Origin of the sequence: Edaphocola aurantiacus (assembly GCF_019797745.1) — a bacterium.
Classification (GTDB): Bacteria; Bacteroidota; Bacteroidia; order Chitinophagales; family Chitinophagaceae; genus Edaphocola; species Edaphocola aurantiacus.
The window spans coordinates 36218-51188 of sequence record NZ_VOSI01000004.1; the positions used below are offsets into that span (position 1 = coordinate 36218).

Below are 14971 nucleotides of genomic sequence, written 5' to 3' on the forward strand. Positions count from 1 at the left end.
CTTTGCAGCAGGGGCTTTTTAAATACTGATACTCAATCGCATAAGCAATACTAATATTAGAAAAAATCATTCTTTTCGATTAACTTTAGGGCTATTGTTTTTAAAAGTTTGATAAAGAGAGATAATGGATACCGTAAAGCTTTCCCAGTTACAGGAGAAATACAAAAATGCCGCAACCGAAGAAGACCGGATTGATATTCTGTCAGATATCGCATTAGAGATCAGGACAGAAGATGTAGAGCGTGCGCTTGTACTGGCTGATGAGATTATGGAACGTTCCGAGAAGGTTGGCTATGCCAAAGGCATCGGTGCCGCGTATAATCATAAAGGTGCCTGTTACTGGATAAAAGGGGAGTATGAAGATGGCCTTGATGAGCTGGCCGAAGCATACTCCATTGCGCGGGAGATCAATGACAAATCGCTCGAGGCAAAAGCCCTGAATAATTACGGCCGCATATATCGTGAACTGGGTGATATTTCCAATGCACTGGTGCATTTTGAGGAAGCCCTGGAGATCAACGAATTCCTGGATGATGTGATCAATCAGTCTATCAACCTTACGAATATTGCCAATCTGTACCTGGATATGGCAGATTATGATCCTGCCCTGGAATATGCACTCAAATGCCTGCCGATATTCGAAAAAGATGATGATAAGACCCGGCTGGTCAGCATTTATAACACCCTGGGTAATATTTACTTCAAAAAAGAAATGTTTCCCGAGGCCCTGGAATATTTCAAACGCACACAAGCCCTTACCGATGAACATTCTCCTGCAAAGGCCCTGGCCAATAGCGGGGTAGGGAAGGTATATTTCAAAATGAATGATTTTGAAAAAGCATCTCATTTCCTCAACATAGCACTGGAGCAGTCAAAAGTGTTCAGTAATGTAGAGTGTGAGATCTTATCAGAATATTATCTGGGCTGCATGTACAAGGAGCAGTCTCTGTACTCCAAGGCACAGGCCTATCTGGAGCGCAGCCTGCAGCTCGCAGAAGAGTTTCTGCGCCGTCAGGATATCCTGGGTATTCATGAGAAAATGTCTGAACTGTTCGATGCCCTCAATGACATTCCAAGGGCATACCAGCATATGAAAGCATATGAAAAACTCAAGGAAGAGATTTTTCATCAGAATACCTTCAACAAACTGCGTAACCTGCAGATCAAAAATAAAATTGAAGTCGCCAAGAAAGAGAAAGAAGTTGCCGAACGTACTGCAGCATTGAAGCAGCAGTTCATGGCCAATATGAGTCATGAGATTCGTACACCGATGAATGCCATTGTGGGAATCACGCGCCTGTTGCTGGATAAGCAGCCTTCGGATGAACAGAAAAAATACCTGAACGTTATTCAGCAGAGTGCCGATAACCTGCTGGTTATTATCAATGATATCCTGGATCTGACAAAGATCGAAGCCAATAAAATTGAGATCGAGCAAATCGATTTTTCAGTAAAAGAGCTGGTGCAAAGCACCAAGGAAATGATGATCCTGAAAGCACAGGAAAAAGACCTGGCTTTCAACCTGGACATTGCTGCCAACATCCCGGATCGGCTGGTGGGTGATCCTACACGCCTGAACCAGATCCTGGTCAATCTTGTGGGCAATGCCATAAAATTTACCGAAAAAGGAAGTGTGCAGATCAGGCTTAGCGCATCCTATCTGAAGCAGAATAAAGTGCTGATCCGTTTTGATATTGCGGATACCGGTATCGGCATCTCCAAGCAGTATATCAACTCCATATTTGAAAGCTTTACCCAGGCGGGTAGTGATATGGCCCGTAAGTATGGGGGTACAGGTTTAGGCCTCACCATTTCCAAACAATTGGTGGATATGATGAAGGGGAGAATAGAAGTAGAAAGCGAGCTGGGGCACGGTACCGTATTTTCTGTTTACCTGCCATTCGATATTTCAGAAAACCAGACCGCGGTTATTAAGAAAGAAGCAGTGACCGAAGAGATGAAGGTTGCGCTGAATAAATCGCGTGTACTCCTGGTCGAGGACAATGAGTTTAACCGTATCGTGGCGGTAGAGACCCTGAAATCATTATTGCCGGAAGTGCGTATCGATATTGCAGAGAACGGAGATGTAGCGATAGAGCGCCTGCATGAAAAAGACTATGATATGATCCTGATGGACATACAGATGCCGGTCCGTGACGGGATCAGTACCACCCGTTATATACGCAATGAAATGCAGGAGCCCAAACGCTCTACAAAAATCATAGCCATGACAGCCAATGTATTGCAGGACGATGTGCGTACTTATTTTAAAGAAGGTATGGATGCCTATATCTCCAAACCCTTTAATACAGAAGAGCTGTTGCTGAAGATGAGCAATCAGCTGAACCTTCAGGCGGAAACTGTAGAACCATCGGTAACAGAAAAGGAAAACAGTGCTTCCAAAACATTGCAATTACCGGACCAGGTAACCGATATGCAGTTTCTGCAGCAGTTTACCGGAAGTAATCCTGAAAAGCGCAACAAATATATTTCCATGTTCCTCGAAAACTGTCCAAAGCTGTTACAGCAACTGACGACAGCCCTGGAAAATAAAGATTATGCTACCATGAAAATAACGGCACACTCGCTTAAGCCGCAATTGGGTTATATGGGTGTGAAGGAAGAGGTAAGTAATATATACCTGATCGAACATTCGGCTGCAGAAGCGCAACAGGAAGTGCTGCCGGGCCTGGTGCAGCACCTCAGTAAGGTCTGCTCCAAAGCCTTTGAAGAATTGAACCTGGTGCTGCAACAATAGGGATCATTCGCCCGGATAATTATTGCACTTTATAATATACAAAACTGGGTATCCGCTTAAAGGGAACAAAGTCTAACATTATGTTTTAGGTATGCTAATTATATCTGTTGCTACCTTTTGCATCAAGGCAAAAGGTAGCGCCAAAAAATCAAGGCTGTATAAATTCCTGGCTAAAAATCAATGTGTCGGCCGGTCGCAAACCAGACTCGCTACGCTCAGACAGTGGTTTCCGACTTTATCGGCCGAGCCAATGATTTTATTAACGCCGGATTTATAAGGCCTTTCGAGCGATCTGTATGGTACGGATCGCTTGTTGTTTTCATCACAGCGATAGCCATTTTGGAGTGGAGCTGCGATCGTTGAGCACCGAACGGATCACACGTTAAGCTCAGACGATCAGTGCACGCAACGGTACAAAATGGCGGTGCTTGCAATCGCCTTGATGAAAACAAAGGCACTTTTGGTCCTTTTGTTGCCGGACAAAAGGACGAATAAAAGAGTTGACTAAATGCTGATAGTCAGTTATACAAAAATGGCATGATTGGTATACCAGTCATGCCATTTTATATATCGGCTATACTGACCCAAAAAGTATGGCAGATGAGGTAAACAAGCCTGGAAGTATATCTAGTAGCACAATGACAGGGTATAGACATTTTCTGTCGTTGAAACCCTGATTTGCTGAAACCGGAAATTTTCCCGAGGTTTGACTGATGTATAGCTATATAGAGCTAAATATGATATATTTGCATCCATAATGTATCATGGCTATGGTTATATATAATATTTACAACCTGTTCGCCATACCAGCTTCTTTTGTCCGCATAAATCAGTTCTGTACGTGAAGTTAAAGTCACTTGAGATAAAGGGGTTCAAATCATTTGCCGATAAAACCCAGATCATACTGGATAATCCGATAACCGGGATCGTAGGTCCTAATGGTTGCGGAAAGTCCAACATCATTGATGCCATCCGTTGGGTAATCGGAGAGCATAAGATCAAAGCCCTGCGCTCCGATAACCTGGAAGACCTGATATTTAACGGGTCGCGTAGCCGTGCCACCAGTGGTATGGCCGAGGTATCGCTGACCTTTGAAAATACCCGTAATCTATTACCTACAGAGTTTACCACTGTAACGATTACTCGTAAATTTTACCGGAGTGGAGAAAGTGAGTATCGCCTGAATGATGTAGCCTGCCGCCTGAAAGATATCCATAACCTCTTCCTGGATACCGGTGTCAGTAATGATTCTTACGCAATCATCGAACTGGGCATGGTAGATGATATTATTAAAGATAAGGAAGGCAGCCGCCGCAGAATGCTGGAGCAGGCAGCCGGTATCTCCATATACAAAACCCGAAAGAAAGAGGCCAAGGCCAAGCTGGAAGCCACCCAGCAGGATGTAGACCGTATCGAAGACCTGCTGTTCGAGATTACCAATAACCTGCGTACCCTGGAAAACCAGGCCAAAAAAGCAGAACGATACTACCAGATTAAAAATGAATATCGCGAAGTCAGTGTAGAGCTGGCCAAAGCATCTCTCGAAACCTTTAACGGACAATACCAGGAACTGAACGACCAGCTGGAGCGTGAAAGTGACCGCAAGCTGCAGGTAGATGCATCCCTGGCCGGAGATGAGGCCGAGATCGAAGCCAATAAAGTAAAACTGACCCAACAGGAGCATGAATTACATGGCCTGCAAAAGCGTTTTAACGATTTGCTGGCAAGTATACGCCAGCTGGAAGGAGATAAAAAGCTGGCCGCTCAAAGACTGGATCACTTGCAGGATCGGGAAAAGAATCTGAATGAATTCCTGTCCGGAGCGGATGCACAGGTGGCACAGCTTAAGGAGCGTATAGACTTTACCACACAACAGCTCGATGAAGAACAGGAGTCACTGGAAGACCTGAAAGAGCAACTGGAAAACCTCCGGGATACGGTAGATGATAAACGCCACACTTTTGATGAAAAGAAGAAAGTCCTGGAAACGCACCGCAGTACATTCCAGCAGAATCAGCGTCGCCAGTTCGATGCGGAGAAAATAGTTGCTGTGGCCGATACTTCTATTGCAAACCTGCAGCGCAGTCTGCAGCAGTTGCTGGAAGATAAAACACAGCGCCAGTCACAGTTGCAAGCGATTCATACTGAAAAGAAAATGCTGGAAGATCAACTGGTTGATCAGCAGGATGCCTTGCAGGAACTGATTGCAAAGCAGGAAGAAACAAAAGAACATATTTTCCAGAGCCAGGAATCGCTGGAGTCACTAAGAGTGACTTCTGTAGAAGAAACCCGTAAACTGGATGCCAAAAAGAATGAACATGATTTATTGCAATCCCTGGTAAACAGCCTGGAAGGCTATCCGGAAAGCATTAAATTCCTGAATAAAAATAAAGAGTGGGGTAGTAAAGCACCTATTTTGTCTGATGTATTCCTGGTGAATGATGCCTATCGTGCCGCACTGGAGAATGTACTGGATGCCTATCTGAGCTATTATGTAGTGAAGGATATTGCCGAAGCGCAAAGAGCAATAAGCTTGCTGGATACCCATAAAAAAGGAAAGGCCAGCTTCTTTATCCTGGATGCACTCCAGACAGACGGCAAACCTGTGCAATGGAAACAGGAAGGGCTCACACCGGCATTGTCTGTGGTAACCGTAGACAAGCCATTCCAGTCGCTGGCAGAACACCTGTTGCGGAATGTATACGTAGCAGAAGATGTGGTTGTTGAAGACATTGAGGTACCTGCCGGAGCCGTGCTGATCAATAAACAGGGCAATATCCTTAAAGGCGCCTACTCCCTGACCGGTGGTTCAATAGGCAAGTTTGAGGGGAACAAGATCGGTCGTGCCAAAAACCTGGAACGACTGGAGCAGGAAATTGCAGCATTAAGCAAGAGTACCGAAGCCCTGAAAACCTCTATAGAACAGAAGCGCAGCGAGATTGCAGGCTTTAATGCTACCCTGAATGATAAAGCGATTGACCAGGCTAAAGTTGCACTGAATCAGTTGCAGAACCAGATCTATGCACTGGGCAATAAAGCCGAGCACCTGGAGCAGCTGGATCAGAACAGTACGACCCGTATACAGGATGCTGAACAGCAGCTGGAAGATACGCGGGAGAATGTAAGTGATAAGCAGACCGAACTGGATGATATCAATGATCAGTTACAGCAATTGCTGGACCAGATAAAGGCTGCAGAGAGTGACTTCCAGATGGTTGAAGCCGATTTTAATATGGCTTCCCAGCAATATAATAACCAGAATCTGCAATATACCCGTCAACAGAGTAAGATCGAAAACCTGAAGCAGGAACTGAATTTTAAATCCAATCAGTTAAAAGATCTGGCTACCCAGGTAGAAAACAACCGGGTACAACTCAAAGAGACTTCGCAGATGATCAGTGATACCAGTGGTAAGCTGCACTTTGGAGATAATGAATTGTACGATTTGCTGAAGCAGAAAGAGACGGATGAGAAATCACTGAGTGAGAAAGATCGACTGTATTATGAGCTGCGCAATAGCATCAGCGAGCATGAAAGCCGCATCAGCCGCCAGCGTAGAGAAAGAGATCAGTCCGATACCCTGCTCTCCTCCATCAAAGAAAAGCTGAGTGAAATGAAACTGCAGGTTGCAGGAATGAAGGAGCGCCTTCATGTAGAATTTAAAGTAGACCTGGATGAGGTGCTGGAGCAACCAAGGGTAAATGAGCTGAGTATCGATGAGCTGAATGCAGAAGCAGAGAAACTGAAAAAACGACTGGACAATATTGGAGAAATCAACCCGACTGCGATAGAAGCATACCAGGAAATGAAAGTGCGCCACGATTTTATCGCCGATCAGAAGTCAGATCTGGAGCATGCCCGTGATACCCTGCTGGCTACTATCGAAGAGGTGGAGAATACGGCCAATGCCCGTTTCAAAGAAACGTTTGATAGAGTAAGAGAGAACTTTGTACAGGTGTTCAAAGCCCTGTTTACAGAAGAAGATAATGCAGATCTGCGCCTTACAGATGAGAGCAACCTTGCCGATAGCGGGATTGAGATCTATGCGCAGCCTAAAGGTAAACGCCCGAGCACATTAACGCAGTTGTCCGGTGGTGAAAAAACACTGACTTCAACAGCCTTCCTGTTTGCCATTTACCTGATCAAGCCGGCACCGTTCTGTATCCTGGATGAGGTAGATGCCCCGCTGGATGATGCCAACGTGGGTAAATTCACCCAGATGATCCGCAAATTCAGCGATAACTCACAGTTTATTATTGTAACACATAATAAGCAAACCATGTCTGCTGTAGATGTGATCTATGGGGTAACGATGCAGGAAGCAGGTGTAAGCAAGCTGGTTCCGGTCGATTTCAGAAGCTTGAACTAACAGATCCGAAAATATAAATCATCAGCCCCGGTAATGCGCACAACTAAATTCGCTTACCGGGGCTTTTGAATACTTGGTTTTCTTAACAATAAATTATATTTTTAGCCGCAAATTCAAAATCAGTATGAAGAAATTTCTAATCACTATATTATGCCTGGTTGGATGCACTGTAGCTCAGGCACAATTTATGGGTGGCCTTAATGCCGGTTATGCGCATGGCTCTTATTATAAAAAACCTTATTTCGGAGCCGCAGTAGAATTTGGCTTCCTGCGTACCATCCGTGTGGGTATCAATGCAGATGTGCTCATGCCGAGTACCGAAAAAACAGAAACGCAACTGTTCTATAAAGAGGATATGATGCCGGCAGATGAGACCACTACCACAACCTTAAAGTACTTTACGTTCAGCCCGGAGCTGTATGTAAAAAGATATTTCGGTAAAGAACGTGAGTATGCATACAACGGTTTTTATATCGGTATGGGCTTCTCTTATAAAATGTTCAAATACAACCAGACCGTAGGTGAGTATAATACCGGTATCTACCAGACCACATTTAAGAATGCAGAAGAGACCATCAAGCATCCTTTCATAGGATTAATGCTGGGTTATGAATTTGCAGCCGGTCCGGGTAATCTGGGTGTGGAACTGAAAGCAGATCTGCCTGCCAATGAGGTGAATGGCTATGCTATCGAAGTGAAATTACCGGCTATGATCAAGCTTGGTGTTACCTATCGCTTCGGTAATTTCATTCCGAAATGGTAATCTTATAAAGCAATAAATTATAAAAACGGGCTGCCAGAAGGCAGCCCGTTTTTATATAACCAGCATGTGTTTGTATACATGTCTGAGAAAAAAATCTTTTTGTGTCATTAATATATTAAATTTGATTATTGTTCTTAATGGTCTGAAAACTAATATTATGATTAAAAGAAGTATACAATTATTGTTCTTGTTGTGTAGTATCTGTGCGGCAAATTTTGCCTACAGCCAGTATTATATACCTGAAAATAGTGTATGGGCGATGGCTAATTTTGCCGGTGTTGACTTTTCCGGAGGGCAGCCGGTACCCATTACCTCACAGGTTACCGGTTCTGAGTGTAGTGCCGTGCTAAGTGATGCTAACGGGCACCTGCGTTTTTACACTGATGGAAGTACCGTCTGGGATCGTTTGGGCAATGTAATGCCTAATGGCCTGAACATTAATAATACCGGTACCAGCAGCCTTACGACCACTCAGGGCGCACTGATCGTACCACACCCGGGCAATCCCAATCAATACTTTGTTTTCTCAATGAGATTATATCTGTATGTAAACCTCGTAGATATGAGCCTGAATAACGGCTATGGCGATATTGTAACCTCATACCCGCTCAAAGGCGTGATCAACACAGATACTATGGGGGAGAAAATGGTAGCATTAAGAGGTTGTAATAATAATATATGGGTAGTCGTTCGTGCCAATAATGTGCCGGCATTTTATACATACCAGGTCAATAGTACCGGTCTGGTAACCACTCCGGTCATCAGCACAATCGGCATTGCACCCGCCAATTCCTATTTCCAGGGGCAAATGGTTGTCTCTCCCGACGGGACAATGCTGGCGACCTGCAGCTCCAGTGCGCAGTCCAGTCTGGAATTATTCAAATTTGATGTTGCATCGGGTGTCGTATATGATTCAGAGGTCCTGAAAAGCAATGTTTCCAGCTATGGATTGGCTTTCTCTCCTAATGGTCGCAGACTGTATTACAGCGATTTCAGTAACAATTTTCGTGCACAGCAGTATAATCTGGACAATCATGTAAGCACAGATTTAGGTCCCGCCCGTCTGGGCCAGTTCAAACTGGCTGTGGATGGTAAAGTGTACTTTCTTGGAGCCCACAATACCAATACGACCAACAGTTACCTGGGGCGTATAGCCAGCCCGGATCTTGCCGGAACAGCTTGTCAGTTTGAACAATATGTTCCTTCGCTCGCTTTCCCCAATCCGCCGGTCGGTATTTCCTTACTGGTAGGCTTGCCCAATGAAGTGGTAAAAGTACCTGCAGAAGGCGGATTTACCCCCGCAAACAGGCTGCTGATGGATACGGTTATCTGTACCAGTACGTTCAACCCGATTGTCTTATCGGCATACCCGGTATTCAATAACTATATCTGGGATAATGGGACAACCGGCCTGAGCCGGACCGTACAGTCTGCCGGCGCTTACTGGGTGCGTTATAATACTATGTGTGGCCCGAGAACAGATACGTTCAAAATAACGGTAAAGCCGGTCGCGCCATTACAGTTACAGTACAATCATCCCGTACTCAGTGCTACACAATCCTATAGCAGCTATCAGTGGTACAAAGCAGGGCAGGCCATTGCCGGAGCCACCGCAGCAACACTGACCGTGACCGATACCGGCTGGTATAGTCTTAAAGTAGGAGGGGCCGGTAACTGTAGCGACTCTGCAGCTTATTATGTATCTGGTGTAAACAGCATTGATGATGTTGCCGCAGCAGATGCCATTAAAGTGTATCCTAATCCGGTTAAGGACCAGGTCTCTGTACAAACAGATAAGCAGGTAAACTTAGCACTGGTTGATATCAATGGTAAAGTGCTGAAAAGTGCACGAGGCAATACCATGTCTTTGGCAGCATACTCCGCCGGAGTTTATTTTATACACATTACCGATGCACGTAGCGGCGCCTTGCTGAAAGTGCATAAAATCACCAAACAATAGTCCGCTTTTATAAGCCTTTAAAGAACTGAACAATCAGCTGAAACAACTGCTCCTGGTGATCCAGGGGCAGTGTGCGGGCCTGGTCATAGATATCATGATAGGCTGCAATACCACCCTGGGTATAGATAAAGAATGCAGGTACTCCTTTTTCCGTAAAGAAATAATGATCGCTGTTGGCTGCTTTGCCCCTTGAGTGCACAGCAGTAAACAGTTTTTGTTTTGTATTGATCTCCTGCAGCTGCGCAAAGGCTTTAGGGAACTCTGTAGCATTGACTACAGTAATGCCCTCCACACCAGTACCGGCAAGGTCTGTGTTGATCAGGAATTTGATCCGGGACAAAGGCATCAGCGGATGTTCTGTAAAGTATTTAGACCCTTTCAGTCCGATCTCTTCACCCGCAAAGGCAATAAAAACCATAGTGTATTTCTGCGGATTACGGGCATAATACTGTGCCAGGTTCAGCAGTAAAGCTACGCCACTGGCATTATCATTAGCCCCGGGAAAATAGACCTGGCTACCCATACCACCCAGGTGATCGTAGTGAGCCGTCACAACAAGGAAACTGTCCGGGTATTGTGTTCCCTTGATCATCGCACAGACATTCGAGGTTTTAAATTCCGGTATAAACTCCTGTTCAATATGGAGCTGCACCGTTTGCGGATGTTTGTTTCCCGTAGTGTCCAGCAATTGAATAAGGGTATATTTAGCCACTTCCGGTGCAGGACTCCAGATCAGTTTTTTGACCTGTTCGATCACTACAGGAACCCTGGCTTGTGCTACATAAATATTACTGTCTCTCTGTTCCAGTGTAAAAGAGCCTTTATTGGCATGGCTTTCCGGGCCAACAAGATAATCCCTGCCGGCTACGAGCTCCTGCCCGTCAATACTTACCTTTACTATCCCCGGAAAGGTGTTGACCGGATACGTGAATGGCTGAAAATAACTTTGCCCGGAAAGCGGTTTAAGCCCGTTTTCTTTAAATACGGCGGCAATATATTGTGCAGCTCTTTCCATACCGTTTTTGATATATCCCCTTCCGCAGAAGTAAGGACTGCAAAGGGTATCAACCACCGCACGGGAGTAGGCCTTTTGCTGGCTGTATGAAGTTTCCTGTGTGCCCAGGATTAAAGTAGTGGCTAAAAATAGTATTGCGGTCAATTTTTTCATAAAAATCACGTTATCCTGATAGAGGCATAAATATAGATAAAGAAACAGATTCTTCATAATAATGGGACGGATGCGCCTTAAGGAAAAATTACCGGAAGATTTAGCAAATACGCATGCAGGTACAGTACAGTTTTTTTACATTTGCTAATCCAAAAAGGGAGTATTAAGATTGAATATGTATTGGTGTAAATATAAAAGAGTATTTGCGGGTCTTGTGTTGCTGTTGCTCAGCAGTATTAATGCTGTCGCTCAGAGCACCACAGTCTCTGCACAGGTAAGCAGTAATACTGTAGGGGTGCAGGAGCAATTCCTGCTCACAATTACGGTATCTAACCCTACCGAGCGGTTTACGTTCCTGGAGCCTGCCCTCAGGGATTTCCGGGTGCTGGATGGGCCAGGAGAAAGTTACAGCAATAATGTAGTGACCATTAACGGGCATACCACCCAGGAAAATATGGTCAGCTATACCTATGTGCTGCAACCTTTGAGACAGGGTAACTTTACCATTGGCTCTGCCGGTATTCGTACACAGCGCGGCCAGGAGATAAGGACGAATCCGGTACATATACTGGTCGCCTCTCAAGGCAGCCGCCGGCAGCAGATGCAACAGCAGGCATTTGGAGCAGAGGAGGAGCCACGGCAGGAGCTCCCTTCGGTAGATGTAACCGGATTGACAGAAGCACACCTGAAAGACAATATTTTTATCCGTGCAGAAGTAGATAACAAAAACCCTTATCTGGGTCAGCAGATCAATGTGGTGTATAAACTATATACCCGCCTGCGTATGTCGCTGTCCCCAACCTCCCTGCCGGTGTTGAACGGCTTCTGGTCTCAGGATCAGCAGAGAGAACCGGATGTGAATCCGGTGCAGGAAAACTTTAACGGGAAGCGATATAATGTATTTGTGCTGCGGAAAACAGCCTTGTTTCCCCAGCAGAGTGGCCTCCTGCGACTGGATCCGGCCAAGGCAGAAGGTATGGTAGAAGTGGCTGCTGCGGTTGGTGGTAACCGTTATGTGCCCCAGACCATACAGGCCGAGATTGAAAGCCCCGCTGTAGATATTGATGTAAAGCCGCTGCCCGCCGGTAAACCTGCGGATTTCTCGGGTGGTGTAGGGCAGTTTGTCTTATCAGCATCACTCAGCCGCAACAGCATGTCAACTGATGATGTGGCCCAACTGGTGTTAACCATAAATGGTAGTGGAAACATAGGACTGATCAATGCCCCGGTACTGAACCTTCCTTCGGGATTGCATACGGCCGATCCGGAGTCCCGCGATTCTATTTCAGACCTCATGCCGAAACTGCTGGGTTCCAGAAAATTCCTGTATCAGGTCAGTGCCGACAGTGCCGGTAATTATACCATAGCCCCTATTCAGATCAGTTATTTTGACATCGGTTCAGGTACTTATAAAACATTGCAGACAGGATCATTTACCCTATCTGTATCGCAGGGTACCAAAACTGCAGGCAGCCAGGGCAGCGGTGTGGAGCAGATGAAAGATATACATGGACCGGTTAGTGAAATGCCGGCGTTTAAAGATAAGCATACCCTGCTATGGCAACAGCCGTACTACTGGTTGCTGTATATAGCAGGACTGATCGGGCTTGGTTTCCTGGCCGTACTGCATCGCCGCAAACAACATAGGGTACAGCACGCAGATGTCTTTCGCTCCCGGCAGGCCAATAAAGAAGCCTGGAAGCGTCTGGCTGCAGCCAGAAATGCCCTGCAGAATAGCAGCAATACAATATTCTACGAAGAGGTATCGAAAGCAATATGGCTATACCTGAGCGATAAACTGGCCTTGCCGATCAGCAGCCTCAGCAAAGAGAATATAGCACAGAAACTGCGTTTTCGTGGTATAGCAGAGGAGCAGGTACAAAAAACAATTGCCTTGATTACGGAATGTGAAATGGCCCTGTATAGTCCTGAAGGCGGGCAGCAGCAAAGGCAGGCTACGTTAGACGAAGCGGGGAACCTGATTGGTATTTATGAAACCTATTTTAAAAAGAAATGATGAGGAAAGCAATATTATCTGTACTGCTGTTACTGGGCTGTATCGTAGGATGGGCGCAGGATGAGGCTGCTGTGCAGGACTGGAATGAAGCGACAAGGTCTTACGCAGCACACCAGTACCGTAATGCTGCGGAGCATTATGAAGCCATTGTAAAAAAGCATGAGGCCAGTGATGTCGTATATTACAACCTCGGAAATGCGTATTATAAAAACGGTGAACGGGGCAAGGCCGTACTGAACTATAAAAGGGCTTTGAAACTGAATGCATCAAATAAGCAGGCCAGGGATAATATATCTTTTATCCACAGCAAAACGCCGGGCGCACCGGTTGTATTAAAAGATATCTTTTTTATGCGCTGGTATCATGCCGTACTGTATAAGATCCCGGCCAATACCTGGGCTATTGCTGCCCTGATCGGCTTCCTGTTGGTACTCTTTGTAATCTATCGCATGATTACAGGGAAGATCCGCTTTGGCTACCGCTGGTTGAGCCTCAGTACCGTTGTATGGTTACTGATCATCAGCTTTGCCTTTACCGGCTATCGTCAGGGAAAAGTGAATACCGAAGGGGTAGTACTCTCCTCACAGGCGTTCCTGTATGAATCCGGCGATATGACCAAACCCAGGATGAGTGTGCCGGAAGGCACCGTACTGAACTTAATCGGTCAGCCCAAAGAAGGAAAGGTGCTGGTGCGCCTGGCAAATGGTACGGAAGGCTGGATTGACCAGGCGGATGTAGAAATTGTCTGAAAACTGAAAAAAAAATAGCAACTTTGCAGCGCAAAACACAGTAAATTATGAGTAACAACAAACACAGTATCAATATAAATGTAATGTTGGATAATGATAAAATGCCGGAACATATCGACTGGCATGCATCAGGCACCAACGGAGAACCGAGTCCGGCTAAAGCGATGTTCCTGTCTTTATGGGACGGACAGGAGAAAACGGCAATGCGCATTGATTTGTGGACTAAGCGTATGATGGTAGATGAGATGAATGACTTCTTCTTCCAGACAATGATGACGCTGGCCGATACCTTTACCCGTGCAACGCGCAACGAAGCGCTGGCCACAGAATTCAAAGAATTTGCCCGTAACTTTAAGAAGAAAGCCGACCAGGCCCTGATGGACGACGAGGCTAAGAATAAGTAAATAATTAATGCTGTTGTAATACGACCGAAGGGTTAATATTACAACAGCATTATTCTTTTTTGGGAGAATGTGCTTTATAATTCGTCCAGCTGCACAATACCGTTCTGCAGTGCGAACTTAATAATGCCGGCAAGGTTCCGCGCTCCTATACGTTTAGAGATATTACTCCTGTATTGTTCCACCGTTCTCTCTGATAAGAACAGGTGATTGCCGATTTCTTTTGTAGTCATCTGTCTGCACAATAGTTTGATCAGTTCCAGTTCCTTTCCGGAAAACTTAGTGTTGGCAATCAGGTGCTTCATCGCCAGCTCATCATTCGCATCCGAAAAACGGTTAATGATATGGTTGCGGGCCTCCTTGCAGAAATAATCCCTGCCACTCATGAGCAGGTGTACACTTTTAATAAATTCCTCATCATCCTCTTTCTTGATCACATAGCCGTTTACACCAGCCTGCAACATGCGTAGGATCGCATCCGGAGCATAAGAGAAAGAGTACGCCAGTATCTTGGTTTCGGGTAATTTATATTTCAGTTCTCTTACCAGCAGATCACCCGTCGTATCCGGCAGGGTATAGTCAACGATAACGAGGTCAGGAAAATGTTGCAGGGCCAGGCTCATACCTGTGGCCCCTTCGTACGCCATATAAAAATGATTATACAGGTCGCCGATAACCAGCTTTATACCATTGGCTACCATTTTGTGATCATCGATCACCAGCACTTTATTGTATTTTGAGGGTTCCATTGTCTATTGTTTACTGTCCCGGTCATTATCCCCTGCG

Annotated in this window: 9 protein-coding genes; 7 read left to right on the forward strand and 2 right to left on the reverse strand. The window is 45.5% G+C overall.

The features are described 5' to 3' along the window. Nucleotides 1-124 precede the first annotated feature (124 nt). From FTD44_RS12150 to FTD44_RS12165, 4 genes are all read left to right on the forward strand, one after another. Nucleotides 125-2758 (forward strand): tetratricopeptide repeat-containing hybrid sensor histidine kinase/response regulator, encoded by a 2634-nt coding sequence (locus FTD44_RS12150; RefSeq protein WP_222166715.1) that lies wholly within the window; start codon nt 125-127, stop codon nt 2756-2758. 841 nt (nt 2759-3599) lie between these two features. Further along, the gene (smc, locus tag FTD44_RS12155) at nt 3600-7127 is read left to right on the forward strand and encodes a chromosome segregation protein SMC (protein ID WP_222166716.1); all 3528 of its coding nucleotides are present in this window, start codon (nt 3600-3602) and stop codon (nt 7125-7127) included. Between the two features lie 124 nt (nt 7128-7251). Further along, entirely contained in the window at nt 7252-7890 is a 639-nt protein-coding gene (locus tag FTD44_RS12160) for a hypothetical protein (protein ID WP_222166717.1), read from the forward strand. Nucleotides 7891-8047: 157 nt separating this feature from the next. Beyond that, nucleotides 8048-9850, forward strand: coding sequence for a T9SS type A sorting domain-containing protein (locus FTD44_RS12165; protein WP_222166718.1), 1803 nt, complete (start codon nt 8048-8050; stop codon nt 9848-9850). 7 nt (nt 9851-9857) lie between these two features. Here FTD44_RS12165 and FTD44_RS12170 read toward each other — a convergent pair whose 3' ends face one another. Continuing rightward, nucleotides 9858-11018 (reverse strand): M28 family metallopeptidase, encoded by a 1161-nt coding sequence (locus tag FTD44_RS12170; RefSeq protein ID WP_222166719.1) that lies wholly within the window; start codon nt 11016-11018, stop codon nt 9858-9860. Between the two features lie 175 nt (nt 11019-11193). Between FTD44_RS12170 and FTD44_RS12175 the strand changes: the two genes are divergently transcribed. Genes FTD44_RS12175 through gldC form a run of 3 tightly spaced genes read left to right on the forward strand, consistent with a single transcriptional unit; the run spans nt 11194 to nt 14188 of the window. Further along, nucleotides 11194-13035 (forward strand): BatD family protein, encoded by a 1842-nt coding sequence (locus FTD44_RS12175; protein ID WP_222166720.1) that lies wholly within the window; start codon nt 11194-11196, stop codon nt 13033-13035. Next, entirely contained in the window at nt 13032-13784 is a 753-nt protein-coding gene (locus FTD44_RS12180) for a tetratricopeptide repeat protein (protein ID WP_222166721.1), read from the forward strand. The genes FTD44_RS12175 and FTD44_RS12180 overlap by 4 nt, the downstream gene beginning before the upstream one ends. Before the next feature lie 47 nt (nt 13785-13831). Further along, complete coding sequence (gldC, locus tag FTD44_RS12185) at nt 13832-14188, forward strand: gliding motility protein GldC (RefSeq protein WP_222166722.1); 357 nt, start codon at nt 13832-13834, stop codon at nt 14186-14188. Nucleotides 14189-14262: 74 nt separating this feature from the next. Here the strand turns inward: gldC and FTD44_RS12190 are convergent, their stop codons facing one another. Next, a complete protein-coding gene (locus tag FTD44_RS12190; RefSeq protein ID WP_222166723.1) occupies nt 14263-14934 on the reverse strand; it encodes a response regulator in 672 nt (223 codons plus the stop codon). Nucleotides 14935-14971: the final 37 nt, after the last annotated feature.

What these genes read in the sequence shown, in the direction of transcription:
- FTD44_RS12150 (WP_222166715.1), top strand. Translation starts at nt 125, where the DNA reads ATGGATACCGTAAAGCTTTCCCAGTTACAGGAGAAATACAAAAATGCC.
- FTD44_RS12160 (WP_222166717.1), top strand. Translation starts at nt 7,252, where the DNA reads ATGAAGAAATTTCTAATCACTATATTATGCCTGGTTGGATGCACTGTA.
- FTD44_RS12165 (WP_222166718.1), top strand. Translation starts at nt 8,048, where the DNA reads ATGATTAAAAGAAGTATACAATTATTGTTCTTGTTGTGTAGTATCTGT.
- FTD44_RS12170 (WP_222166719.1), bottom strand. Translation starts at nt 11,018, where the DNA reads ATGAAAAAATTGACCGCAATACTATTTTTAGCCACTACTTTAATCCTG.
- FTD44_RS12175 (WP_222166720.1), top strand. Translation starts at nt 11,194, where the DNA reads ATGTATTGGTGTAAATATAAAAGAGTATTTGCGGGTCTTGTGTTGCTG.
- FTD44_RS12180 (WP_222166721.1), top strand. Translation starts at nt 13,032, where the DNA reads ATGATGAGGAAAGCAATATTATCTGTACTGCTGTTACTGGGCTGTATC.
- gldC (WP_222166722.1), top strand. Translation starts at nt 13,832, where the DNA reads ATGAGTAACAACAAACACAGTATCAATATAAATGTAATGTTGGATAAT.
- FTD44_RS12190 (WP_222166723.1), bottom strand. Translation starts at nt 14,934, where the DNA reads ATGGAACCCTCAAAATACAATAAAGTGCTGGTGATCGATGATCACAAA.